This window comes from Methylocystis sp. (assembly GCF_050251305.1).
GTDB lineage: Bacteria > Pseudomonadota > Alphaproteobacteria > Rhizobiales > Beijerinckiaceae > Methylocystis.
In genome coordinates this window covers 53,981-78,986 of record NZ_JBFWNB010000004.1, presented here as the reverse complement: position 1 = coordinate 78,986, position 25,006 = coordinate 53,981, and the positions used below count along the sequence as shown (strand labels likewise).

General features: G+C 62.7%; 23 protein-coding genes and 1 tRNA gene. 10 read left to right on the top strand and 14 right to left on the bottom strand.

The features are described 5' to 3' along the window. Window positions 1–77 precede the first annotated feature (77 nt). From AB7F41_RS02640 to AB7F41_RS02630, 3 genes are all read right to left on the bottom strand, one after another. Window positions 78–1,025: a Spy/CpxP family protein refolding chaperone gene (locus AB7F41_RS02640; protein WP_428380147.1), complete on the bottom strand. Its 948-nt coding sequence runs from the start codon at window positions 1,023–1,025 to the stop codon at window positions 78–80. Window positions 1,026–1,283: 258 nt separating this feature from the next. Continuing rightward, complete coding sequence (gene mfd, locus AB7F41_RS02635) at window positions 1,284–4,814, bottom strand: transcription-repair coupling factor (protein WP_428380148.1); 3,531 nt, start codon at window positions 4,812–4,814, stop codon at window positions 1,284–1,286. Between the two features lie 2 nt (window positions 4,815–4,816). Beyond that, window positions 4,817–5,011 (bottom strand): succinate dehydrogenase assembly factor 2, encoded by a 195-nt coding sequence (locus tag AB7F41_RS02630; protein ID WP_428380150.1) that lies wholly within the window; start codon window positions 5,009–5,011, stop codon window positions 4,817–4,819. Between the two features lie 245 nt (window positions 5,012–5,256). Here AB7F41_RS02630 and AB7F41_RS02625 point away from each other — a divergent pair. From AB7F41_RS02625 to AB7F41_RS02615, 3 genes are all read left to right on the top strand, one after another. Then, a tRNA-Asp gene (locus AB7F41_RS02625) sits at window positions 5,257–5,333 on the top strand. 445 nt (window positions 5,334–5,778) lie between these two features. Next, the gene (locus AB7F41_RS02620; RefSeq protein WP_428380263.1) at window positions 5,779–5,964 is read left to right on the top strand and encodes a CsbD family protein; all 186 of its coding nucleotides are present in this window, start codon (window positions 5,779–5,781) and stop codon (window positions 5,962–5,964) included. Between the two features lie 194 nt (window positions 5,965–6,158). Further along, entirely contained in the window at window positions 6,159–7,445 is a 1,287-nt protein-coding gene (locus AB7F41_RS02615; protein ID WP_428380152.1) for a DUF2254 domain-containing protein, read from the top strand. A gap of 4 nt (window positions 7,446–7,449) precedes the next feature. On the opposite strand, the gene AB7F41_RS02610 is transcribed toward AB7F41_RS02615, so the two are convergent. The 3 genes from AB7F41_RS02610 to scpA all read right to left on the bottom strand — a co-directional run bounded on the left by AB7F41_RS02610 (window position 7,450) and on the right by scpA (window position 10,762). Continuing rightward, the gene (locus AB7F41_RS02610) at window positions 7,450–7,641 is read right to left on the bottom strand and encodes a DUF6494 family protein (RefSeq protein ID WP_428380154.1); all 192 of its coding nucleotides are present in this window, start codon (window positions 7,639–7,641) and stop codon (window positions 7,450–7,452) included. A gap of 65 nt (window positions 7,642–7,706) precedes the next feature. Beyond that, entirely contained in the window at window positions 7,707–8,570 is an 864-nt protein-coding gene (locus AB7F41_RS02605; RefSeq protein WP_428406432.1) for a DUF6615 family protein, read from the bottom strand. A 29-nt stretch (window positions 8,571–8,599) separates the two neighbouring features. Beyond that, window positions 8,600–10,762, bottom strand: coding sequence for a methylmalonyl-CoA mutase (scpA, locus tag AB7F41_RS02600; RefSeq protein WP_428380157.1), 2,163 nt, complete (start codon window positions 10,760–10,762; stop codon window positions 8,600–8,602). Between the two features lie 202 nt (window positions 10,763–10,964). On the opposite strand from scpA, the gene AB7F41_RS02595 reads away from it, so the two are divergent. Continuing rightward, window positions 10,965–11,198, top strand: coding sequence for a hypothetical protein (locus AB7F41_RS02595; protein ID WP_428380159.1), 234 nt, complete (start codon window positions 10,965–10,967; stop codon window positions 11,196–11,198). A gap of 64 nt (window positions 11,199–11,262) precedes the next feature. Here AB7F41_RS02595 and AB7F41_RS02590 read toward each other — a convergent pair whose 3' ends face one another. The 5 genes from AB7F41_RS02590 to AB7F41_RS02570 all read right to left on the bottom strand — a co-directional run bounded on the left by AB7F41_RS02590 (window position 11,263) and on the right by AB7F41_RS02570 (window position 13,974). Then, complete coding sequence (locus tag AB7F41_RS02590; RefSeq protein WP_428380160.1) at window positions 11,263–11,712, bottom strand: phosphate-starvation-inducible protein PsiE; 450 nt, start codon at window positions 11,710–11,712, stop codon at window positions 11,263–11,265. Window positions 11,713–11,832: 120 nt separating this feature from the next. Continuing rightward, window positions 11,833–12,531 carry an MOSC domain-containing protein gene (locus AB7F41_RS02585; RefSeq protein WP_428380161.1) on the bottom strand — a complete coding sequence of 233 codons (699 nt, stop codon included), beginning with the start codon at window positions 12,529–12,531 and terminating at the stop codon, window positions 11,833–11,835. Between the two features lie 22 nt (window positions 12,532–12,553). After that, window positions 12,554–12,895 carry a c-type cytochrome gene (locus AB7F41_RS02580; RefSeq protein ID WP_428380162.1) on the bottom strand — a complete coding sequence of 114 codons (342 nt, stop codon included), beginning with the start codon at window positions 12,893–12,895 and terminating at the stop codon, window positions 12,554–12,556. Window positions 12,896–12,936: 41 nt separating this feature from the next. Then, window positions 12,937–13,365: a universal stress protein gene (locus tag AB7F41_RS02575; protein ID WP_428380164.1), complete on the bottom strand. Its 429-nt coding sequence runs from the start codon at window positions 13,363–13,365 to the stop codon at window positions 12,937–12,939. Between the two features lie 93 nt (window positions 13,366–13,458). Then, entirely contained in the window at window positions 13,459–13,974 is a 516-nt protein-coding gene (locus tag AB7F41_RS02570; protein WP_428380166.1) for a phage tail protein, read from the bottom strand. 505 nt (window positions 13,975–14,479) lie between these two features. On the opposite strand from AB7F41_RS02570, the gene AB7F41_RS02565 reads away from it, so the two are divergent. From AB7F41_RS02565 to AB7F41_RS02555, 3 genes are all read left to right on the top strand, one after another. Further along, entirely contained in the window at window positions 14,480–14,722 is a 243-nt protein-coding gene (locus tag AB7F41_RS02565) for a hypothetical protein (protein WP_428380168.1), read from the top strand. Window positions 14,723–14,821: 99 nt separating this feature from the next. Next, on the top strand, window positions 14,822–16,627 hold the full coding sequence (locus AB7F41_RS02560) for a carbamoyltransferase family protein (protein WP_428380169.1): 1,806 nt from the start codon (window positions 14,822–14,824) through the stop codon (window positions 16,625–16,627). Between the two features lie 231 nt (window positions 16,628–16,858). Then, the gene (locus AB7F41_RS02555; RefSeq protein WP_428380171.1) at window positions 16,859–17,818 is read left to right on the top strand and encodes a glycoside hydrolase; all 960 of its coding nucleotides are present in this window, start codon (window positions 16,859–16,861) and stop codon (window positions 17,816–17,818) included. Between the two features lie 87 nt (window positions 17,819–17,905). On the opposite strand, the gene AB7F41_RS02550 is transcribed toward AB7F41_RS02555, so the two are convergent. From AB7F41_RS02550 to AB7F41_RS02540, 3 genes are all read right to left on the bottom strand, one after another. Next, a complete protein-coding gene (locus AB7F41_RS02550; RefSeq protein WP_428380173.1) occupies window positions 17,906–18,097 on the bottom strand; it encodes a hypothetical protein in 192 nt (63 codons plus the stop codon). Window positions 18,098–18,253: 156 nt separating this feature from the next. Then, window positions 18,254–19,012 carry a class I SAM-dependent methyltransferase gene (locus tag AB7F41_RS02545; RefSeq protein ID WP_428380175.1) on the bottom strand — a complete coding sequence of 253 codons (759 nt, stop codon included), beginning with the start codon at window positions 19,010–19,012 and terminating at the stop codon, window positions 18,254–18,256. A 10-nt stretch (window positions 19,013–19,022) separates the two neighbouring features. After that, a complete protein-coding gene (locus tag AB7F41_RS02540) occupies window positions 19,023–20,039 on the bottom strand; it encodes a YheT family hydrolase (protein WP_428380177.1) in 1,017 nt (338 codons plus the stop codon). 296 nt (window positions 20,040–20,335) lie between these two features. On the opposite strand from AB7F41_RS02540, the gene AB7F41_RS02535 reads away from it, so the two are divergent. The 3 genes from AB7F41_RS02535 (at window position 20,336) to recA (ending at window position 24,810) form a co-directional block, all read left to right on the top strand. After that, window positions 20,336–20,809, top strand: a complete 474-nt coding sequence (locus AB7F41_RS02535) for a DUF2628 domain-containing protein (RefSeq protein ID WP_428380179.1) — start codon at window positions 20,336–20,338, stop codon at window positions 20,807–20,809. 25 nt (window positions 20,810–20,834) lie between these two features. Continuing rightward, complete coding sequence (locus tag AB7F41_RS02530; RefSeq protein WP_428380180.1) at window positions 20,835–23,492, top strand: PrsW family glutamic-type intramembrane protease; 2,658 nt, start codon at window positions 20,835–20,837, stop codon at window positions 23,490–23,492. A gap of 253 nt (window positions 23,493–23,745) precedes the next feature. Beyond that, a complete protein-coding gene (gene recA / locus AB7F41_RS02525; RefSeq protein ID WP_428406431.1) occupies window positions 23,746–24,810 on the top strand; it encodes a recombinase RecA in 1,065 nt (354 codons plus the stop codon). The last annotated feature ends 196 nt before the right edge of the window (window positions 24,811–25,006 follow it).

The following is a 25,006-nucleotide window of genomic DNA, read 5'->3' as shown; positions in this document are numbered from 1 at the left end:
CAATTAGATCTGCAAAGCCATTCATCCAAATGCATCCCGGCCGGCCTGTCGCCAGCCGGGACGATTCTGCGCGCGGATCAGTGCTGCATGCCGCCCATTCCACCCATGCCGCCCATCATGCCGCTCATGCCGCCGCCCATGCCGCCCATGCCGCCGCCCATCATGTCGCTCATCGACTTGCCGACCTTCATGATCCCTGTCAGCGTCGCATTGGCGATCTTCCTCTGCTCTTCGCTCAAGGCGGTGAAGAGCGACTCGATGGCCGCCTTCTGCGCGCGAACGATCTCGAGATGGTCGGCCATATGGGTCTCCATCATGCTGAGCTGATTCAGCACTTCCGCCTTGGAGTGATCCATGCGCGTGTCGGTCGCGTCGCATTTTTGATTGGCCTTTTGCGCAACGGCGCGCCACGCTTCCTCAAAGGCGTTCCACGGCCCTGTTTGCGTGTCGGTCAGCTTCAATTCCGCCTTGAGATAGGCGAGACGCCCATCGAGATGTTCGGCAAAGCCGCAGACCATCTTCTTCATCATTCCGCCGCCGGAATGCGACATGCCGCCCATGCCGCCGCCGTCTTTGCCGCCGCCATGGCTCATTCCGCCCATGCCGCCCATGCCGCCGCCGCCGTGTTCCATGCCGCCCATGCCGCCGCCGTGTCCCATGCCGCCGCCCTGGTCGCCGCCGCCATGGCCCATTCCGGACATGCCGCCCATCATGCCGCCCATTCCACCCATGCCGCCATGATGGCCCGCATGACCTTCATCCGCCTTGCCCGCTTCGCTCTTCTGCTCTTCGGGCTTGCCGGATTCGGCGGCGTTCGTCTCCGATTTGCCGGGGTCCGCCCATTGCGTCGGGGCGTTCGCGCCGCCATGGTCCATCTTGCTATGGTCCATTTTGCTATGGTCCATGCCGCCGTGGTCGGGGCCGGCCTGTTGCGCCTGCGCAGCGGAGAGTCCGGCTGCGAGGAACAAAGCGGCGGCGCTCGCCGCAAGCAGTTTTCCGCGCGAGGCTTGTGTTCGCGTCGTCATGGCGCCCTCCCTGGCGATGTTGTCGCGAATGCTCCGTTCATCGCGAGCGCGATGAATCAGTTTTGGAGCTTCGCGCATATGACGCGCCTAGCCGAGCACCAGGCGCGATTGAACGTCTGCAACTTTGTCACAGATCAGGCTGTTCGGCGATAGGCGAATCGTCACGCGGGCGCGTCGATTCCCGACGCGATGCGGCGCATTTTCCGTGTGGATTCCGCGACGCGAAAAACGCGGGCCGCCCGATGCGGCGCCAAAAAATTATGCGGCCTTCTTTTCCGCAATGTCGACGAGCGCGCGCAGAATGCGGCGCGTGCCGGCGAGGCGCTGTTTCATGCCGTCGAATTCGCGGATGAAAACCACGCGCATGTCGGGACGCACCTTGGCGCCTGTCCCCTGCTCCGCGACATATCGCACGAGCCCTGCGGGATTGGCGAATTTGTCTTCGCGGAACGCGACGATGACGCCCTTCGGGCCGGCGTCGATCTTCTCGACATGCGCGCGCCGGCAAAGCGCCTTGATCGCGACGATCTCGAGCAGCTGTTCCACCTCTGGCGGAATCGGGCCGAAACGGTCGATCATCTCGGCGGCGAACGCCTCGATGTCCTGATCCGTTTCGAGCGTCGACAGGCGGCGATAGAGCTGCAGGCGCAGCGTCAGATCGGCGACATAGTCTTCCGGTATCGTCACCGGCGCGCCGATGGCGATCGTCGGCGACCAGGCCTCCTCCTGCGGCTCCTCGATTCCGGCTTTCAGCAGCGTGATCGCGTCGGCGAGCATCTGTTGGTAAAGCTCGTAGCCCACCTCCTTGATGTGGCCCGACTGCTCATCGCCCAACAGATTGCCGGCGCCGCGAATGTCGAGATCGTGACTCGCGAGCTGGAATCCCGCGCCGAGCGTATCGAGCGACTGCAGCACGTCGAGCCGCTTTTGCGCCTGCGGCGTGATCGTCCGATTGGCGGGCGTCGTGAACAGCGCATAGGCGCGCAGCTTCGAGCGCCCGACGCGGCCGCGCAACTGATAGAGCTGCGCGAGGCCAAACATGTCGGCGCGCCAGACGATGAGCGTATTGGCGCGCGGAATGTCGAGGCCCGACTCGACGATGGTCGTCGAAAGCAGAATGTCGAATTTGCCGTCGTAGAAGGCCGACATCTTGTCTTCGAGTTCGCTCGCGCTCATCTGACCGTGGGCGATGACGAATTTCGACTCGGGCGCATGCTCGCGCAGGAAGGCCGCCGCCTCTTCGAGATCGTCGATCCGCGGACAAACGAAAAAGGCCTGGCCGCCGCGATAGCGTTCGCGCAACAGCGCTTCGCGGACGATGAGCGGATCGAAGGGCGAAACAAAGCTGCGCACCGCGAGCCGGTCGATCGGCGGCGTGGCGATGATCGAAAGCTCGCGCACGCCGGTCATGGCGAGCTGCAGCGTGCGCGGAATGGGCGTCGCCGAGAGCGTCAGGACATGCACCTCGGCGCGCAATTCCTTCAGCCGCTCCTTATGGCCGACGCCGAAATGCTGCTCCTCGTCGATCACCACGAGTCCGAGATCCTTGAAACTCACCGTCTTGCCGAGCACGGCGTGCGTGCCGATCAGGATCTCGACGCGGCCGTCGGCGAGGTCCTTCTTCGTCTGGCGCGCTTCGGCCGCGCCGACCATGCGCGAGAGCCTTCCGACGCGCACCGGCAGACCGGCGAAGCGTTCGCTGAAGGTCTTGTAATGCTGGCGCGCAAGCAAGGTGGTCGGCGCGACGACGGCCACCTGCTTGCCGTTGATCGCGGCGCAGAAGGCGGCGCGCAGCGCGACCTCGGTCTTTCCGAAGCCGACGTCGCCGCAGACCAGCCGGTCCATCGGGCGTCCGACGGCGAGATCGTCGAGCGTCGCGTCGATGGCGGCGAGCTGATCCTCGGTTTCGCCATAGGGAAAGCGCGCGCAGAATTCGTCGTAGAGGCCTTCCGGCGGGACGAGCTTCGGCGCTTCGCGCAATTGCCGCTGCGCCGCAATCTCGATCAGCCCCTTCGCCATCTCGCGGATGCGATTCTTCATCCGCGACTTGCGCGACTGCCAGCCGGCGCCGCCGAGACGATCGAGCTGCGCTTCGGCGTCCTCGCCGCCGTAGCGCGTCAGAAGTTCAATGTTCTCGACCGGCAGATAGAGCTTGTCGCCGCCAGCGTAATGGAGTTCGAGACAATCATGCGGCGCGCCGGCCGCCGAGATCGTTTCGAGGCCGACGAAGCGGCCGATGCCGTGATCGACATGCACGACGAGATCGCCGGCGGAAAGCGCGGCGACTTCGCCGAGCAGATTTTCGCTCGGCTTGCGCGGGCGGCGGCGCCGGACGAAGCGATCGCCAAGAATGTCCTGCTCGCCCAAAACGGCATAGGCGTCCGTCTCGAACCCATGCTCGATCCCCAGCACGGCGACCGAGACGGCGTGGGCGAACGCCTGGGGAAGCGACGCGACGCGCGGCAGATCCTGCAAGCCATGTTCGGCGAGCACATGGCCAAGGCGCTCGCAGGAGCCGTCCGACCAGCCGGCGACGACGACCTTCCTGCCCGCGTCGCGCAGCGCCTGGACATGGTCGGCGGCGGCCTGGAACACGTTGACGTCGGGCGTATTGCGCTCCGGGCCGAAATCGCGGCCGAGCCGCGCGCCGCAGTCGATCGCCTTCTCGCCGTCATGCGCCGAAAAAGGCGAGAACTGCGCCGCCGGCCGCTGCGCGACGGCGCCGCGCCACTCCTCGAGCGACAGATAAAGTTCGCGCGGTTCGAGCGGCTTGTAGCTCGACGCGGCGGGATCGAGGTCATGCGCATATTTGCGCGCGTCGTAATAATCCTCGATCTGCTTGCACCGCTCCGCAGCTGCGTCGTCGACGAGCGGATCGAGCACGACGGGCGCGTCGCCGAGATAGTCGAACAGCGTGTCCATCCGCTCGTAGAAGAGCGGCAGCCAGTGCTCCATGCCATGAAAGCGACGGCCTTCGCTCACCGCCTCGTAAAGCGCGTCGCCGCGCGTCTGACCGCCAAAGCGCGCGGCATAGGACTGGCGGAACCGGCGCATCGTCTCGCTTGTGAGGCGCAGTTCGCTCATCGGCGTCAGGTCGAGCGCGCGGAGCTGGCCCGTGGCGCGCTGCGTGTCGGGATCGAAGGAGCGGATCGACTCCAGCGTGTCGCCGAAAAAATCGAGACGGATCGGCGCCGGGAGGCCCGGCGGATAAAGATCGACGATGCCGCCGCGCTGCGCATATTCGCCGGTCTCGCGCACCGTGCTCGCGCGCAGATAGCCGTTCGCCTCGAGCCAGAGCGCCAATTCGTCGAGCTTGACCACATTGCCCGGCGCGGCGGCGAAGCTTTCGGCGGCGACCAGCCTGTGCGGCGGAACCCGTTGCAGAAGACAATCGACCGTGGTGGCGACGACGCGCGGCCGTTCGACCGAGGATTTGGCGCGCGTCAGGCGCGAAAGCGCGGTCATGCGCCGCGCGACGATTCCGGCGTGCGGCGACACCCGGTCGTAGGGCTGGCAGTCCCACCCGGGAATATCGAGGATTTCGAGGTCCGGATTGGCGAAGCGCAAGGCCGCGCGAAAGGCCGAGGAGCGTGCGGCGTCGCGCGCGACATGGACGAAGACCGCGGCCCGCCCCTCCGCCTCGCGCGCCAGCGCGCGCGCGAGGTCGGCGCCGACGAAGGCGTCGAAACCGTCGGGCGCATGGGCGAAAATCAGCCGTTCGCCCTTGACGAGGCCGGACCGCGCCGCTTCGAGCCCGGCGGCGGCCTTCTTCTGCTTCGTCGCCGCCATGCTCAATGGATCGGCCCGTCGTGGCGGTGGAAAGCGATGATCTGTCGCAGGAGCGGCGTATCGCGCTCGACCGGCGGCTGTTCGGCCCCCGACAGCCATCGGTAAACGGCGGCGTCCGGCAGATCGAGCAGCGATTCAAGTTCGGCGAGCGCCTCCGCGGGCAGCGCCTCGACGCGCGCGTCCACGAAACGCCCCATCAAAATATCCATTTCGCGCATGCCTCGGCGCCAGGCGCGCACCCGAATGCGTCGCCTCCGCATGTCGTCGTTCAACGTCCGTCTCCTATGGCGCGAGGCTTAATGCAGGCGCAAAGGAAAGGCAAAAGGGACGCCAGCGAAGGGCCGAAGGCGGGCGCCTGCGACGCCCCCGCCAGACTGCGAACTTCCTTGACCTCCAGATGCGCCTGCGCTATCTGGCGCCTCTCGCGTCCAGATACGCACGCGGGGGAGTAGCTCAGTTGGTTAGAGCGCCGGCCTGTCACGCCGGAGGTCGCGGGTTCAAGTCCCGTCTCTCTCGCCAGAATTTCAGCGCTCTCTCCCAATGATGCACGCGGCAATGCGGCGCAGCTCCATGTGAACTGAAGCTTTCGCCAAGCGCTGACGATCAAATTCTTCAGTCGTCGCCAACGCCCGCGCTCACTAACCTTCCCGCTGTCGCCGATATGGCCGCTCGTCCAATGTAAGTTGGAACAAAGCTTCGTCTCGACGAGTTCCCGCAAGATCAAATCATCGGCTTATCTCGCTGATGGCGGATTGGAGGGACAATCATGAAGGGTCGAACGGCTTTCATTTCCGCGGCCTTGGCCGGCGCAGGGCTTGCGTGTTGTTTGAGCGTCAGCGCATTGGCCGAAACCACGGGGTCAGGCGTAACGAAATGGGCGCCTCCCAACGTTCCCGGCATGCCCGGCTATGATGAATCCCGCGCGAGCGCGCAAGGGAGTCATACTGCCGGGAACTGGGATGTCATCGCCGGGAACTGGAAGCAATTCTCCGGAAAGGTCAAAGAAAAATGGGGCAAGCTCACAGACGATGACGTTACGCGGATTGATGGCAGACGCGAACAGCTCGAGGGTCTGCTGCAAGAAAGATACGGCTATTCCAAGGATCAGGTTCGGCGCGAAGTCGATGAATGGACGCCGCCGGTTAACTGACCTCCTGGATCTGACATCTAGATTTGCGGCCTCGCCTCGGGGCGAGGTCGTTTTTTGTCCGCGCGCGTTCGGACCGCCCCTCGGCTTGAAGTTTTCGTGCTCCGCCCGCGCGCCCGTCACGCCGCTGTGGCGCGCGGCCGAGTCCGCGCTATTTCCTTCGTAAGCCTCGTTGTGGGCCCGTAAGAGGGAAGGTCATGCAGAGCAAATGGGCCTGGCGGCTGTCCCATTTCTTCCAGCAGCTCTGGGTGCGGGTCACGCTATACGCGATCGCCGCCTGCGTGACGGCGTTCGCCGCCTTCCTGCTGCGCGCCTATGTGCCGCACTGGGTCAACCAGGAGCTCGGCGCCGAAGCTCTGGAAAGCGTGCTGACGATTCTGGCGTCCTCGATGTTGGCGGTGTCGACCTTCTCGCTCGGCATCATGGCCGCGGCGATTGCGAGCGCCTCGTCAAATGCGACGCCCCGCGCGACGCAGCTTCTGCTTGAAGAGAAGACCTCTCAAAAGGTCATCGCGACCTTTCTCGGCGCATTCGTCTTCAGTCTTGTCGGAATCGTCGCGCTCAAAATGGGAATCTACGGCGGCGCCGGACGGCTCCTGCTGTTCTTCGTCACGCTTGTCGTGATCGTATTGATGTTTTGGAATTTCATTCGCTGGATTGATCTGTTGCGTGAATTCGGCCGCTTTTCGGACCTTCTGCCGCGCATTGAGAACGCCACCGCCCAAGCGCTGGAGGAACGGCTCGAATCTCCATATCTTGGATGCCATCCCTTGATCGCGCCTCCGCCCGAAGGCGCGATTCCGGTTCATGCGGATCGGCCGGGCTATGTCCTGCACATGGACCTCATCGCTGCGCAGGGCTCGACGGAAGAGGCGGGAGCGACCGTATGGATTCAGGTCAATCCGGGCTCCTTCGCGCATCGCACCAAGCCGCTGTGTTACGTCTCCTGTCCGAGCATCGACCAAGAGCGGATGGATGAACTGACGGAGACTCTGCGCGGCGTTTTCTCCATCGGCGACAATCGAACCTTCGAGCAGGATCCGCGCTTCGGCTTGATCGTGCTCAGCGAAACCGCCTCGCGCGCGCTCTCGCCCGCGATCAACGATCCCGGCACCGCGATCAACGTGCTCACGCGCGGCGCGCGCCTGCTCGCGCTTTGGGAGACCCGCAGCGAGGCGGAAGTGAACTTCCCCAACATTTATCTGCCGCCGCTCGACGTCGGCGATATGTTCGAAGATTTCTTCCGTCCCATCGCGCGCGATGGCGCCGCCATGATCGAAGTGCAGATCTGGCTGCAGAAAATCCTGCTCGGCCTGACGCGCGACGACGAAAAGACCTTCGGCAAGGCCGCTCTACGACAATCTGCGGAGGCCCTGACGCGCGCCGAGACGAAACTGACGCTGGAGTCGGAAAAGCAGCAGATACGCGCCATCGCCGCCGAGATCGCCGAGGCCGCCCAAATCGTCGACGCGCCGACGATCTGACGCGTCAGCGAACGTCGATCTCGCTTTCGACGACGTGATTGAGCGGCGTGCCGTCCGCGGTCAGCGCCATGCGCAGCTTCAGGCGTCCGTCGGCGACCTTGTGCTCGCGCACGATGCGCTCGATTTCGCGCTGCGAGGTCACGCCCACCTCTTTTAGAAACTTGCGCACCGCCATGTTGAACGCGTCTTCGTCCATCGCCCGACTCCTCGAAATCATCTCATATTTTAGGGAACCAGCTTATCCCCCACATGCTGATGGCACTAAGCGCCAACTGAGCTCGATACTGCTCCAATCAGAGTCACACATGGCCGTCTGACGCTGGGAGATGAAATAATCGACCTTTCTCGAGCTATTCCGTCACGCACCGCTTTCAAGACGGTTATTCTCAATGTTTCGTCGTGCTCGTTTGCTCTGGAAATGGGATCTGGCTCTTTGAATATTCCAAACTCTGCAGTCAACGGCAGTTTCAGCATTGCTTCGCGTGTTTTCGCTATAGCTTCACGCACGCGCAACTCAGACTCTCGTGGGGTGGCGACTACGCTTTTTCTGTCCGAAGAGCAAAGAATAGTCGCCAGTGGAAAAAAGAAAGCCTCCAAGTTGCTGATGCGTTTGAAGCCAGGCAACGCGCCATGGATAAGCTTTTGAATTATAAGCGCGTCCGCTAATACAATTCCGGGAATCTTGTTGGCAGATGCCGTTACAATTCGGCCATGGTTATAAAATGCGTAAAGTGGAATGCACTGACTGGAAGCACATAAGACGTCAACTTGGAGCGCCTTAATGGACTTTATCCTGTGATCGATGCATCGGTAATAGCTACTACCCCAAACAGGGCCTCTGCTTAATGTAAGCCTCTTCGCTTGAATTCGGTAATGCACCATATCCTTCGCGTCACTTTGCGTAATGACAAGATCGAAGTCGCTGCCAGTTTGCGCTTCCGACGGGGTGAGAATTAGCACCTGACGGGGCGGCAGCTTTAGGAAAGACGCTAATATTAAATCGGTGATTGAATCCTCCCTGAATGGTCTCTTTAGGTCCTTCTCAATGTCAATGAATTCCGCAATTTTGTTCGGCATTTGATGAGCGAAATCGCAGGGCGAGCGAAAAGTCTGAGCGATCGTCACGTAAAAATTCCAGGAAATTGCTTGAGACGCTACCCCGCCTTCGCCGTTTCGCGCTGCGCGAAGCCGAGCCGGACATTCAGCTCATATAACAACTTCTCCGCCGCGAGCGGAATATTGGTGCCGGGCGGGAAGATCGCCGCCGCGCCGGAATCATACAACGCCTGGAAATCGTCGGGCGGAATGACGCCGCCGACGACCATCATGACGTCGCCGCGCCCGGCGCGCTGCAGCGCGTCGCGCAGTTCCGGCGTCAGAGTCAGATGGCCGGCGGTCATCGTCGACACGCCGACGATATGCACATCGGCGTCCTTCGCCTTCTGCGCCACCTCGTCCGGCGTCGCGAAGAGGTCGCCGATGACGACGTCGAAGCCCATGTCCGTGAAGGCCGAAGCGATGACCTTCTGGCCGCGATCATGGCCGTCCTGCCCCATCTTGGCGACGAGAATGCGCGGCTTGCGGCCGGTGTTGTCCTCGAAATCGCGGGTCATGCCGATCACGCGGCCGACCTGGGCGCTCTCCTCGCCCGCCTCTCGCGCATAGACGCCGGAAATCACATTGGCCTTCGGCTTATGGCGCGAGAACACTTTTTCGAGCGCGAAAGAGATTTCGCCGACGCTGGCCTTGGCTCGCGCGGCTTTCACGGCGAGATCGAGGAGATTGGCGCCCGACGTGGCGCCTTCTGTCAGAGCGTTCAGCGCCGCCTGCGTGTTCGCCTCGTCGCGCTCGGCGCGCAGCCGCTTGAGCTTGTCGAGCTGCGCCGCGCGCACGGCGGCGTTGTCGACCTTGAGCACATTGGGCTTGGAATCGTTCACCGGCTGATATTTGTTGACGCCGACGACGACCTGCGCGCCGCTGTCGATGCGCGCCTGCGTCTTCGCCGCCGCTTCCTCGATGCGCTGCTTCGGCACGCCCGCGGCGATGGCCTTGGCCATACCGCCGAGCCCTTCGATTTCTTCGATATGTTTCCACGCGCCCTTGGCGAGCTCCGCGGTCAGCCGCTCGACATAATAGGAGCCGCCCCACGGATCGATGACGCGCGTCGTGCCGCTTTCCTCCTGCAGCACGATCTGCGTGTTGCGGGCGATGCGCGCGGAGAAGTCGGTCGGCAGGGCGAGCGCCTCGTCGAGCGCATTGGTGTGCAGCGATTGCGTATGGCCCTGCGTCGCCGCCATCGCCTCGACGCAGGTGCGGATCGCGTTGACGTAAACGTCTTGCGCGGTGAGCGACCAGCCGGAGGTCTGGCAGTGGGTGCGCAGCGTCATGCTCTTCTCGGTCTTGGCGCCGAGATCCTTCATCAGCCGCGCCCAGAGCAGGCGCGCGGCGCGCAGCTTCGCCACCTCCATGAAGAAATTCATGCCGATGGCGAAGAAGAAGGACAGACGCGGCGCGAAGGCGTCGATGTCGAGACCCGCCGCAACGCCGGCGCGCACATATTCGACGCCGTCGGCGAGCGTGTAGCCCAACTCCAGATCGGCCGACGCCCCGGCCTCCTGCATGTGATAGCCGGAAATCGAGATCGAATTGAACTTCGGCATATGCTTGGAGGTATAGGCGAAAATATCCGACACGATGCGCATCGACGGCTCGGGCGGGTAAATGTAAGTGTTGCGCACCATGAATTCTTTGAGGATGTCGTTCTGGATCGTGCCGGTCAGCTTCTCGGCCGGCACGCCCTGCTCTTCCGCCGCGACGATGAAGAGCGCGAGGACCGGCAGCACCGCGCCGTTCATCGTCATCGACACCGACATTTGATCGAGCGGAATGCCGTCGAAAAGCGTGCGCATGTCGTAGATCGAGTCGATCGCCACGCCCGCCATGCCGACGTCGCCCATCACCCGCGGATGGTCAGAGTCATAGCCGCGATGGGTCGCGAGGTCGAAGGCGACGGACAGGCCCTTCTGGCCGGCCGCGAGATTGCGGCGGTAGAAGGCGTTCGAATCCTCGGCCGTGGAGAAGCCGGCGTATTGGCGGATGGTCCAGGGCTGGGCGACATACATGGTCGGATAGGGTCCGCGCACGTAAGGCGCGACGCCGGGATAGCCGTCGACGAAGGCGAGCCCCTCGATATCCTGCGGGCCGTAGGCGTTCTTCACCTCGATCCCTTCGGGCGTCAGCCAGCGGCGCGGCTCCGACTCCTGCTCGGGCGCGACGGGCGCAAAGGGAATCTTGGTGAAATCGGGGATCGCGGACATTCTTTCCTCAACTATTTCGCCGCTTTCTCTTAGACCAGAGCGGCCGCTCCCGCAAAGCCGCGGCCCATAGGCCAAAGCGCGGCGATCTGAAGCAAGCGCCGGGGCGGCTGGGCGTCCCCCTTGCCCAGGTCGCGCCGGGCGGGCCACAATCCGGCGCGCGGGCGATCGTCTTCGTCCGGAACGCAAACCCCAGGACATCGATATGCGCCGTTCCTTGAGCCTGTTGCTGATCGCCCTCTGCTCCAGCGTCGCGCCGGCGCAAGCCCTGCCCGGGAACCAGATCCCCGACGACGTGAAGGAAAGATGCAAGGCGGATTATGCGAAGCTGTGCAGCGGCGTCATGCCCGGCGGCGGGCGGATCATCGCCTGTTTTCAAGCGCATAAGGACGAAGTCTCGCCCGACTGCCGCGACGCGCTCTCAAAGATGAAGAATTGACGGGCCGCTTCTCGCGTCCCATCCGACCGGCGATGCGGGCGCGCCGCGTCGCCGTCGCGCGCGTTCAATCCGTGTCCGTGCTGTCCGACGCGCCAGAGGAAAACCGCGCCGAGGCGTAGCGGATCGTCAGCACGGCGAACGAAAGAATGAGCGTCGCGCCTGCGAGGATCAATATGCCGACGTCCGGAACCGACTCCATCTGCACATAGCCGATCATGTGGCGGGTAAGCGCGGTGATGCCGACATAGAGCAGGAAGCGCACCGGCATATGGTTGGTTCGGAAATAGATGCCGACCATCGAGCCGATTTCGAGATAGATGAAGAGCAGCAACAGATCTTCGATCGTCGCGTGACCCTTCGTCGCCATGTCGAGAAAGGCTTTCGCCGCGGCCCAGACCGTCGCGCCGCCAATCGCGAACAGTCCGAGAAGGTGAAAGACTTCGGTCAGCAGGTAGCCGATCGGATCGATCCGATCCAGCATGCGACGCACCGTCGGGTGTTTCTTCCGGTCCATGTCTTTCATCGAATGCCTGCAGGGTTGGCGCAGCGACAAGGCGCGTCGGGGACGGCGGCGCTAAGCTGGCCCAGCGCGACGCCAAGCGCAAACGACTTTGTCGCCAAAGCGCCTTTGCGCCTATCCGCCAAGCCGCCGGGTCCAGTCTTCCACCTTGCGCGTTTCGATCCGCCGGCGCGCAAGGTCGCGCCAGTTTGGCGCAAGCTCCGGCAGCGCGGCCATCTCGGCGAGTTCGTCGAAGGCGCGCGTGCGCGCATAGAGCAAGGCGAACAGCCGGGCGAGCGGCCACTGCGGCTGCAGCCGGTCGACAAGCCGCAGTGGGTCGCCGGGGCGCGCCTCGCCCGTTTCGAGAACGCGATAATACCAGCCGCAGCGCATGCTTTCCTGGACGCGCCGCGCCATGTCGCGCCGGCCGAAGCGAAAATTGAGAGTCAGGCAGGGCTGTCGTCCCTGGCTCACCTGCAGCCGCGCGCCGCCGAGCGCGAAGACGTCGCCGACGCAGACCGACTCCTCGTCGACCCCGAACGTCGAAATATTCTCGCCAAAGGCGGCCGGCCGCCATTCTTGCGCGAGCTCCGGCAAATCGGTCCGCCAGGACGCGTAATGCTCGCGCGGATAGTGGTGCAGCGCTTTCTCGGCGCCGCCGTGATGGCGCCGATCCGCCTGCCGATCGCCGACGAGCCCCTCCGTCTCGATGCGCCACGGCGGCGCCAGCGGCGCCTTACGGATCGCGCTCCTGCGGCCCGGCGCAATCTCGCGCGGGCGCCCGGCGAAAAGCTCATGGATCGGATGGATTGGATGGATCGGAAGATTGGCCATCGCGCCCGCAGCGGAGCCGGCGCTATTTCTGAATGGAGGCGAGATAGGCGAGCAGCGCGTCGATCTGCGCGGCGTTGAGCCGGAATTGCGGCATGTCGAGCCCCTCATGGCCGACGACGATGCCCTCGGCCAGCGCCTCTTCGAGATTGCTCAGCGGATATTTTCGCGCGAGCGAACGAAACGGCGGCGACTTGGGATTGGCGCTCTCGCCGCGCGGGCCGACCGCATGGCAGCGGCCGCAATTTTCCTGCGCGATCGCCCGCCCGCGCTTGAGCAGCCGCGCCTCGCCCGGCGTTTTCGCGGCGGCGGCGCCGGCGGCGAACAGCAGGCAAGACGCAATCGCCAAAGTCGCGAATCGGAGCATGCGCCAAGTCTATCCGCGCGCTCGGCGCATGTCACCGCGCGCTATTTGCGCACGACAAGGACCGAGCATTTGGCGTGACGCACGATCGTCTTGGCGTTGGAGCCCAGAAGATAGGTCGCCATCGTCGGCCGATGTGAACCGACCACGACGAGATCGGCGCCCCATTCCTCGGACTCGGCGAGCACTTCAGGATAAACGGCGCCAAACCGCACGATCGATGAAATGCGCTCGGCCGGATAGGCGATCTTGCCGCGCAACGCCGCAAGATCCCTTTCCGTCGCTTCGCGCATCTCTTCGTCGAAATTCGGCGGGATATAGTCGATGAAGGCGACCGGCACGAGCGGCTGGACGTTGATCAGCCGGATCTGCGCGTCCTGAGACACTTTTGCCAGCGCCACCGCCGCGTCGAGCGCGAGTTCGGTGACGTCGGCCTCGCTGATATCCACCGCCACCAGAATTTTCTTGTACATCTCCGCCTCCCGATGCGCACGGCGTTCGCGCCGACTCGACTCTTGATAGCGCGGCTGGCGCCGATGAGCCACAGCCCGCGATTGATTAAGGAATCAATCGTAGGACGGTTCTACAGGCTCGACGACCGAGAGGTCCCGCTCCCAGCCCTCGTTTTCGAGCACGAGCCGCTGAACGGCGACCTCCGAGCCATTGGCGTCGAGCGCCGGCAGCGCCTCGAAACAGGACGGCCAACAGCGGCGGATGACATAGGCGATCGCCACCTGGCCTGCTTCGTTGAGAAGTTCGAGGACGACGTCCTTGCGGAAATCCTTGAGCGAGGATTCGGCGCCCGCCGCGCCGTCCAGGCTCCAGACCTTGTTCACCCAGCGCTCGAATTCGAGATCGTGCGAGACTCCGCGTTCGACCACAACCGGCTCGAATTTGGTCACGCCCGGCAGCTTGCGCGCCAATGACGGACTGGCGCCCTCCCGATATTCGATGACTTCCGTCGTGCGTCGCAACGGCCCGACTCGCGAGACGCCGGCGACATAGCGGCCATCCCATTTCAATCGGAACTTGAAATTCTTGTACGGGTCGATGCGATCGGCGTTTACGGTGAATTGCGACATTGAAATCCCCTCAAGCAATTTGCGCGCATGACTCGCGATCTCTTGTTCATTTGCGCGCCCGGAGCCGAGCGTCGAGACATCGCCGCTCGACCGCAAGACTTGGCCTTGTCAAAACCGGACAAGGGTCTAAACTTCCCGCGAAACAAGAGTCATCGTTCGACATCCGGCACTCTAGACAAGGCTGTAAGCAGGTCCAAGCGCGCCGCAAATCTGGCGGCGCAAATTGATTCATTGACGATCTATCGCAATGCACAATCTGCGGTGGACGTTCGTCAGATCGGCATAATGCAGCGCACAACTCGCGTCCAAGCACAAAGCGATTCACCGGAGGAAATTGAAATGTCCAGCAGCGGAAGAACGGTTCGAAGTTTCTTCATTAATGTGCTGGCGGCGCTGTCGATTATCGTCCTCCAATGCGGCGCTATCGTCGGCATTTCGCTGATGGGCGCGACGACCGCCGCCGCTCAGGCGCGCGGCGATAGGGGCGATAGGGGCGACCGGGGAGATGGAGGCGACCGCGGCGATCGGGGAGACCGAGGCGATCGGGGAGACCGAGGCGATAGAGGCGACCGCGGAGACCGAGGCGGGCGCGGCGACCGAGGCCGCGGCGATCGCGGCGGTTGGCGCGGCGGTCGAGGAGGCCGCGGCGGGCGCGGCTGCGGTTGGCGCTGGTGGCGCGGCGCGTGGGTATGGGGCTGCTGACCGCGAGCTGTTCGTCTCCGCTTCAGATTACGAAGAACTTCCGTAACGGATCTCCTCGCTCGGACCATTCGCCCGAGCGAGTTTTTGCGTTCGCCGCGTGAGCGCCTCTCTCGCGTCGCGCGCGCGTACCGCCGCCGAGCGACCAATGACAAAAAAACATAGCTATGTCTTAGGGATCAACGCCTACGACCATGACGCCAGCGCCTGTCTGCTGCGCGACGGCGAACTGCGCTGGGCGATCGCCAAGGAGCGCCTCACCCGGGAGAAGCACGACGGCGGCTTTTACCGGGAGCCCGTGGACTATTGCCTCGATGCGGAGGGCGTTTCGGTCGACGACATCGATCTTGTCGTCCGCAATTGCTACATCATGCCGCCCGCCGAAATGGAGCGCCGCATGCTCCACCAGCCGCTGCGCTATTTCGCGCCGGGCGAAGGCGACAAGCCCGCCGACTATCCGAAATTCTTCAAGAATGTGCGGGTCGAATATGTCTCGCATCATCTTGCGCACGCCTATAGCGCGTTCGCGCCTTCGCCTTTTGACGAGGGCGTCGTGATGGTCGTCGACGGCGTCGGCAGCTATCGCTCCGACGTGACGGAGCATGTGCCCGAGGCGGACGTCGCCTCGCCCTTGGCGCGGGAATCCGAAAGCTATTACCGTTTTTCGGGCTCAGACATCGAAACGCTGAAGAAGGTCTGGATGGAGCCGGTCCGCGGCTTTCTCAGCGAAGAGTTTATCAACATGCCGGGGCTCGGCGCCTATTACAGCCGCGCCTCGACCTATATTTTCGGCGACTGGAACAAATGCGGCGAGTTGATGGGACTCGCGCCCTATGGCCGGCCGGGCAACGTCGAACCCTTGCTGGAATTGGATGCGCAGAATTTGCGCGTTCTCGAATGGCCCGCGACGCTCGACCAGCCCTGGGGGCCGGCGACCGGCGGCAAATGGGAAGGCAATCCCGCCATGGCGCATTGGCAGGATCTCGCCTGGCGCGTCCAGGACGACGCCGAGCGGGTTCTGCTCGCCCGCGCCAGATGGCTGCGAGAAACGACCGGCGCGAAAAACCTCGTCATCGCCGGCGGCGTGGCGCTGAATTGCGTCGCCAATGGCCGGATCGCCCGCGAGGCCGGTTTCGACAATGTGTGGATTCAGCCTGCCGCGGGAGACGACGGAATCGCCATCGGTTGCGCCTTCTATGGCCGCTTGGCGCTGCAGAAGCATCCGCGGAACTTTGTCATGAAGCACGCCTATCTCGGCCGCGATTACTCAAACGACGAGATCGCGGCGGCGCGAAACGCCTTCCCCGCTCGTTTCGAGACGGACGCCGAATCTTTCGACGACATTTGCGCCGAGACCGCCAAACGCCTGTCAGAAGGCAAGGTGATCGGCTGGTTTCAGGGGCGGTCGGAATTCGGTCCGCGTGCGCTGGGCAATCGCAGCCTGCTCGCCGATCCGCGCAGCGCCGAGATGAAGGACCGGCTGAACAAGCGCATCAAATTCCGGCAGGGTTTCCGGCCCTTCGCGCCGATCGTCCTCGCCGAGCGGTCCAAGGAGATTTTCGAAGGCGATCATGATTCGCCCTTCATGCTGATGGCGCAGAATGTGCGGCCGGAATGGCGCGACAGGATTCCCGCCATCGTGCATGTCGACGGCACGGCGCGCGTGCAGACCGTATCCGAAGACACCAACCCGCGGCTTTATCGTTTGCTGACAGAGTTCGAGAAGCTCACCGGCGTCCCGGCGCTGCTGAACACGTCCTATAATGTGAAGGGCGAGCCGATCGTCGAAACGCCGGCGGACGCGGTGTACTGCTTCCTCCACACCAATATCGATTGTCTGGTGATGAACGACATGATCGTCACCAAGGCGCCGCTCTATAATTGGACATCGCCCCTGTTCAAATTCTTTCGCGACGTCGCGGCAAAGGTCCGGGCTGGCGTGCAGGCGGGGTGAGCCCGCTATTCATCTCCCAGGGACCGGACCGCGAAAGATTTTATGCGGCGTTCAATCGGTCGCCCTGAACGTCCGCAAGCCACAGTTTCGACGCCCGGCGCAATCGGCGCGACGCCGCACGCGCTCGACAAATTGCAGTGGAAAAGTCGGATTGCCGCGACGGCTGCGTTTGAAAAAGATCAAATACGTTTACCGTCGCTCGTCTTTTACATGAATCATCGGAGACATTTTATGAAGTCTTGGGCTCAGGCCGCTCTGGCCGCGTCAATCCTCACATCGTCCCAAGTCTACGCCGCCGAGAACGGCATCAATTACGACCCTGCGCACAGCGGCGCATATGTACACGCACAGCAGATAAATGACTTCGCGACGATGAAAAGGGTGATCGCCGACGATCTCACCCAGATCAGCAGGCTCGGCTTTTCGTTCGTCAAGACATTTTACTCGACCTATTGCACGATCAACGGTCAGCAATGCGTCAGCGCCGCCGAACTGGCCATGGGAAAAAATATCCGCCTGATGCTCGGCGTCTTCGAATTTCCCGATCACGCCGACTGGACGCAGTCGCAGGTCAACGCCGCCGTCGACGCCTCTTTCCGCTATCCCGGAACGGTCGTCGCCATCGCCGTCGGCAATGAAGACATGTTCGATTGGCAGGGAAATCCGCAACCCGCGATGCAGCAGCGGATCGTCGCCGACATGACCGCGCTCCGCAGTCGGATCAACAATCCCAAGGTGCTGGTCACGACGGCGCAGCGCGAGCCCGATTGGATTCGCCTCGTCGCCAGCGATCCTCAAAAAGTGCTGCAGAACGTCACCGTCATCGGGGCGAATATCTATCCATTCTGGGGCGGTTCGCCGGAAAAGGTGAACGGCAGGAGCGTCGCAAACGACATTCAGTCCAAGGTGGCCAACCTCCGCGCCAAAACGGGGAAACAAGTCGTCGTCACGGAGGAAGGCTGGCCGAGCTGCGGAAACAACAACGGCATGAAAGACATGAACATCGAGTCCGAAATCGATTATTTCAACACGTGGAAGACGCGCCCGCATGAATTCGACAGCTATTATTTTTCCGCCTACGACAAAATTTCCGGCGGCGGCTGTCCCAATGGCGACGACGCCGACAGGCACTTCGGATTGTGCTCCGAGTCCGGCCTGACGAAGGACGTCCGGTTGATGAAATGCAACTAGCGGCGCCCTGACGTCAGCCCGGCGCGCAACGCTTCATCGCGGGGACGACGTCGTCCCCGACACATCCGTTACGCGACCGGTCGAACCCTAGTCGACCGCTTCGGCCTTGACGAAATTCCAGGACGCCGTATCGACGACCCTGTTTTCGCGGCCTTCATTGCTGAGCTTGGCGCAGGTTCCCTCGACGGCGGTGACGGTCCAAAGCTCGCTTTCCTCGTCCCAGGCGCCTTCGCTATTCACGAGCGTCGTGACTTTATAAACTTTGCCGGCCTCAAGCATGCTGCAGTCCTTTGCTGAACGATGTCCCCTGGAACAACCCCCTCGGGAGACACACGGCATCGGCTTAACGCGACCATTCTCATGGTCGCCACGATGCGGGCAAAATTAGGGAAAGCTGCGGGCGATACGTAGAATAGCGGCCGCCAATTCTTAAGCTTACGGCGTATTGACGCCGCAGCGCATGTAGAGCGGAACCGCCAGCGGCAGCGTCGGCGGCTGCGCGCGCCACGCCGCCTCGAGCGCGTCATCGATCAGCGCCAGCGGGTCGCCGCCATGGCGCAGCCTGTATTTCTCGACCGCGGACCAGGTCCTGAGAAAGCTGACGAGATCGTCTTTCGAGCGCGCGATCGGCGTCTGAAACAACGGACTGTCGATTTCCCGGAAGGGAAACTCCAGCGTTTCGTAGCGGTTGAAGTAAAGCGAAGAACTCTCGCCCCAGAACGGGCCGAGAATATCGTCCTTCAGCCTGCGTAGAATCGAATCGAGCGGCGCGACGCCCGTCCAGGGCCAGTCATAGGTCCATGCCGCGATGATTCCTTCTGGGCGCATGACGCGCCGCGCGTTTTCATAGAATCCCGGCAGGTCGAACCAGTGGATCGAACAGGCGCAGGCGATGAGATCGACCTCGGCGCGCAGGCCGAGATCGTCTTCCGCCCGCGCGTTGCGATAGTCGACATTCGGCGCTTTCGGAGCGAGCGCCAGCTGCCGCTGATCCGGATCGGTCGCGAGCACCTTTGCGAAATGGCGCGACAGGCCGATCGCCGCCTGCCCGCTGCCTGCGCCGCAATCCCAGGCGAGGCGAGCGTCTTTCGCGACGCCCGCAAGCCAGGCGAACAGCGCGTCGGGATAATGCGGGCGATAGGCGCGATAGTCGTCGGCGTTGTCGCCGAACACCATCGTCTGGCGTGCGTCCATGGCTGCCGCCCTACTCCCTCTCCAGCAGGCCGCGCGGCCCGAGGCCTTTTCGCGCGAGCCATTGCAGGGTCGCGCGATCATGCCATGGCGTGACGCTGTCCGCCGCATGGAAGCCCATATGCCCGCCGCCGGACGTCAGCGCCATCTCAATCGCCGGCAATGTCGACCAGTCGATCGCCCGATAGCAGTCCGCCGGGATCCAGGGATCGTCCGAGGCCTGCAGGATCAGCGTCGGCAGCCTGGCGCCGGCGAGAAAATTCTTGGCGGCGTTCGCTTGATAATAATCCTGCGCGTCCCGATAGCCGAAATGCGGCGCGACGAAGCGATCGTCGAACTCATAGACGCTGCGCGCGCCGGCGATGGCGGCGCGCTCCGCCGTGGTGAGATCGGCGCCCGGCGCCAGCGCCTCGCGTTTCATCTCATTGAGCATGTAGCGATGATAGGCGAAATTGCGCGGCGCCATCATGCGGGCGCAGGTCGCCGCGAGGTCGATCGGGGTCGACACCGCGACGGCGGCGCGCACGGGCAAGCCGTGGCCGCCCTCGCCGATGAATTTCAGCACGAGATTGCCGCCGAGCGAATTGCCGATCAGCGCGACCCCCTGGCGCATGACGTCGGCGGGGAGCGCGCGCAGCGCGGCGGCGAGATCCTCGGTCTTGCCGGCGTGATAACGCCCGCCGGAGGTCGGCCGCGAGGGGGCGGCGCCGCGCAGGTTCAGGCGCAGCACCGGCCAGCCCTGGCCGACGAGATAGCGCGCCGTCGCGATCCCGTGCCGGCTTGATTCGGAGCCGGCAAGCCCATGCGCCAGAACGATCAGCGGCGCGCCGCCGTCCGTCGCCGGCCGATCAAGCCGCGCCGCCAGCCGGTCGCCGTCGGGCATGGCGAGCAGCAGCCGCTCGCCGCCGGCCAGTTCCGGCGGTCCGCCGCGAATGATGTTGCGCAGCGTCTGCAGATCGCCGCCGAACCACGGCGCCCGCTCGCGGAACGGCGGGAGAGCGGGGAGCGAGGGGGAAGGTTCTATTGGCATGACGTTTGATTTGGTTCTTCGGCCTTTTTGTAGTTCATGCCGATGTTCGCACATGTCGCCTTGACGCCGATTTTTCGTTCGTTATTGTTGAACTCCGGGCAGGCAAGATCTTTGAAATATTTGATTTTCAGAGACTTTCCAGCGTTGTTGCGAGGCAATCTTTGCGAAACGCAATTTCGATATATCAGCGCCGAAGGCCATCGCGCGCGCATCAGGCCGCCTCTCGTCGCACGCTGGTCGGCTTCGCAACATATAGTCCGTCGAAGGGCTTTTGCTGCCATCCCGCCGAACGCTAGATGATCCCCGTCGTCGAGCCCCCGCAACTCGAAAAGGACCTGAGGCTGTTCTTTGGTCCGAACGCTATGAAGTTCATGAGTCTGTGGCGCGCGCGCCGCTTGCGCGGCAAAAACATCGGATTTTCCTTCACGAGCTTCCTCTTCCCGCAAGCCTGGCTACTATACCGGAAGATGTACCTGACTGCGGCCGCTTTAACGGTTGCGCCAATCGCAATCGCGCTCTTTTTTCAGTCTACGGCGCTATCTAACGTCACCGGCGTCACAGTCTCCATCCTCGGCGGGCTGGGCCCCCGCTATTACGTGGACACAGCGGAAGCGCTCGTCATCGAGATCAGATCCCAGTCACAGACGGACGAGGAAGCGCGCTCGACGATCGCCGAAGCCGGCGGCGTTTCGAGGCCAGGAGCCGCTCTTGGATTCCTGATCTTTCTTTCTACCGTGGCGCTCGCCATCGTGACCAAACATATTCATTGAGGAGACTGGCGCTCTGGACAATTCGATGATCGCGGATTCATTCTGGCGGCTCGGCGCGCTGGTCGGCTCGCTCGTCCCCGGCGTTGTCATCGCTGTCATGCTGTTTCGCATCGGCGAACGGCGCCTCTCCCCACGGCTGCTCCTCGTCGCAATCGCCAGCGGCGCGATGATCGCGATCCTGCCGCTGACCGTGAACGCTTTCGAAGCTGTCGCTCGTACGCAAGTCGATGCAACGCTCGGGCTTTTGATCAAGGCGTTCGCCTTTGCCGGCCTTTCTGAAGAAGGCGCGAAGCTGCTTGCCTGCCTTTTCATTGTTGCGACCTATTATCAGAGGCGCAGCCGCACGGATCTTATCCTCGCTTGCGCAGGCGTCGGCCTCGGTTTTGCGCTGATCGAAAACATTTCATACGTGCTACACGCCTCGGACGAGTGGAAGGGCATCGCGATCGCCCGCGCCGTCAGTGCGGTCCCGATGCACGCTTTCCTCGGCATGGGAATGGGGTTTGGACTGGCTTGGGCGGAACTCGAAGCACGGACTTCGCTCCGCATTTTAAAGGTCCTCTTCACATGGTTGGTCTGTGCGACGCTACATGGCCTTTACGACTTCCCGCTCTTTCTCGGAGAACTTCTTCCGCTGTCTCTGCCGTTTGTGATCGAGATCGGCGATTATCTGTCCGCGACGACGCCAACGCTGCTATCGGGCGCTTTCCTCTTCGCGGTGGCGATGTACGCCGTGTTGGCCTTAAGGGCGATTGCAGTTTGTAGAGAGGATCTTGCCGCCCAAGAGACCCATCGCGTCTATCGTTTATCGCCGATGCTTGTTGACCGTATCGTCTTTGCGAAAGCGACGGGGCTCCTGCTGGGTGGGCTTCTGGCGTTGTTGGCGATAGTTCCAGAACTTGTCGGCGCCTTCGCAACCGCGTTGGGAGCCGCGCCGTTCGGAGCCCTGAACGCGGCGTCGATCGGCGTCGCTCTGGGAACGCTGAGTTGGGGCGTCGCAGGTCAGGAATTCCTCGCATTGCCTCGCGATGTAGACCGCTGGACGCGCGCCTTTCTGAACTTTTCTCGTCGCAACGGCATCGCGGCCGCCGCTCTTGTCACAGTCAGCGTCAGCGCCATCTTCGGCTTCCTTTATTGGAGCTATGTCGGCGTGCGCTATTCGATTGCCTATTCTCTCGTAAAGAGTGGCGCGTCCTTCGCTAATGTTGGCGCGATTGATCGTGCGATTTCAAACTTTAATACAGCGCTCAAACTGGAATCAGATCTGCTCGTTGCGTATCAGGCGCGCGCCGAAGCCTATAGTATTATGCAGGATTATGATCGCGCCATAACTGAACTTGAGCGTGCGGTCCAGCTTCATCCAAACAACGCCGTCGCATATGCGTCGCTCGCTCAACTGTATGGGACAAAGCATGACTATGCTCGTGCGCTCCAAGCTTTTGACCGAGCAGTAGAACTCGATGCGCAAAATCCTGAAATATACATCGCCCGTGGATTGGCCCTGAACGCGACCGGCGACGCCAACGGCGCCTGGCGCGATGCCGATCGAGCGCTCGAATTGAAGCCTAAATTGGCGGCGGCCCATGCGCTGCGCGCCCAGATTCACACGTCGCGAGATGAAGCATCGCAAGCCATTAGCGAATATGGCGAGGCGATCGGGATAGATTCAAAGAACGCAGGAGCATATTTTGCGCGCGGCCGCCTTTACTTTGAAGATCGTAATTTCAGCGCCGCAGCCAAAGATTTTGCGCGCGCCGCCGCCACAGGCGATCGTCGTTACGTCATCCTGTGGCTGTTTCTCGCAAGGGCCTATTTGGGAGAAGACGGCAAACGTGAGCTGGCGGTCTGGAGTGAGACAACGCCAAAGAACGCTTGGCCGTTCCCCTTGACCGAGCTCTACCTCGGCGTGAAGCCATTGGCGAAAGTCGCGGAAGCGGCGGCGACGAATGACCAGAAATGCGAACTGATGTTTTACGCGGGCGAGTTGCAGATTCTCGTTAAACTCGAAAAGGATGCGGCAGAGTCGTTGGCCCGCGCCAAACAGTTGTGCCCGGATGATTTTGTAGAAACACGACTCGCGCGGAAGGACTCACAACGTCTACAAGACGCGCTTGACTCCGCAAGATCGCCAGAAACCGCTGCGCAGAATGCGACGTCTGGCGCGGCTGCGCATCGGGACGCCATTGGCGCCTATGAGCGCGCCATTGGAACGCAGCCTTTAGATAGCGCCACGCGCGACGACAATGTTCGTAAATATCTGTCGTCGATCGAAGCTGAAGCAGCGCAATCTAAAATCTCCGTCGCTCTACTCGCAACGAAACTTTCACCCAACCGCAACGATCTGATCGTGACAGCGCGGGTCAAGAACAACTGGAATCAACCCGTCATACTTGGAGAACTGAGCGTCGACGCCTTCCGTTTTCTGAACCCCGATCTGTTCAAGGTCATCCCCGCATATCCCGAGTCGCTCATGTCGGCGAAGGCGCTAAAGGTCGCCATTGAGCCAATTGCCGCGGGGGAAACCAAAACGCTGACGATAAGAATTGAAAGCTTTCGGCGGCTCGGTTCACGTTTACGATCGAAAGCTCCAAGTCGACCGCAAAAAACGGCTCTGACGTTTTACGGACCGTCAGGACAACGCAATGTGGTCCGGATTGCGGCAATAGCTCAATTCGTCCAATAGCCGCACGCCCATGACGCCGGGGCGAACGCCCTTCTGTCCCAATTTCAAATTAGGTTGAGGCCGGGCCGAGCGTGCGGCAGTCTCTTAACCGGCTCCGCTCCGGCGAACAAAAAAAGAACTTGGCAAAAAGAACAAATCGTGCACACTGGAGTTCAGGGTCAGGCTTCAATTTCGCGCACGCCCCTGCCCCCGCGCCCCCGCGCAGCCCCCGTTGCCTGCGCCTAGCGAACCGTGTCAGAAGGAATTTTCAGCCGTGAGCCAAGCCAACCTCCGCCTCGTGGAAGGGACGTCCGTGGACAAGACCAAGGCGCTCGACGCCGCGCTGTCGCAGATCGAGCGCGCCTTCGGCAAAGGCTCGATCATGCGGCTCGGCAAGAACCAGAAAGCCGTCGAGATCGAGACGATCTCCACCGGCTCGCTCGGGCTTGACATCGCGCTCGGCGTCGGCGGGCTGCCGCGCGGCCGCGTCGTTGAAATCTACGGGCCGGAATCGTCGGGCAAGACCACGCTGACGCTGCATGTCATCGCCGAGGCGCAGAAAATGGGCGGCGTCTGCGCCTTTGTCGACGCGGAACATGCGCTCGACCCCGTCTACGCCCGCAAGCTCGGCGTCAATCTCGAAGAATTGCTGATTTCCCAGCCAGACACCGGCGAGCAGGCGCTCGAGATCACCGACACGCTGGTGCGCTCCGGCGCCGTCGACGTGCTCGTCGTCGATTCGGTCGCGGCGCTGACGCCGCGCGCGGAAATCGAAGGCGAGATGGGCGAGGTGCAGCCCGGCCTGCAGGCGCGGCTGATGAGCCAGGCGCTGCGCAAGCTCACCGCCTCGATCGCCCGCTCCAACACGCTCGTCATCTTCATCAATCAGATCCGCATGAAGATCGGCGTGATGTATGGTTCGCCGGATACGACGACCGGCGGCAATGCGCTCAAATTCTACGCCTCGGTGCGGCTCGACATCCGCCGCATCGGCGCGATCAAGGACCGCGACGAGACGGTCGGCAACCAGACCCGCGTCAAAGTCGTCAAGAACAAGGTCGCGCCGCCGTTCAAACAGGTCGAATTCGACATCATGTATGGCGAGGGCGTCTCGAAATTCGGCGAATTGATCGACCTCGGCGTCAAGGCCGGCGTCGTCGAGAAATCGGGCGCCTGGTTCTCCTACGACAGCCAGAGGCTCGGCCAGGGCCGCGAGAACGCCAAGACGTTTCTGAAACAAAATCCCGAGGCGGCGCAGCGCATCGAGCAGGCGATCCGCGAGAACGCCGGGCTGATCGCCGAGCGCATTCTCGAAGCGGCGTCGGACGACGACGCCTAAGCGATATCTGGTCCCCTCGCGATCCGGTCGACGAGAGCGCGCCTGACGCGCGCTGCGGCGACGTCGCGACAGAAGGCGGGAGAGGCGCCGGCCGGTTCGGCGCCCCTCCCGCCATTGCCGTTTGGCCCCGAAACTGTCATATCGCGCAGGGTGAAGCGCGCGAAGGCGCCGCCTGCCGCAGGCTTCGCAGCGACCT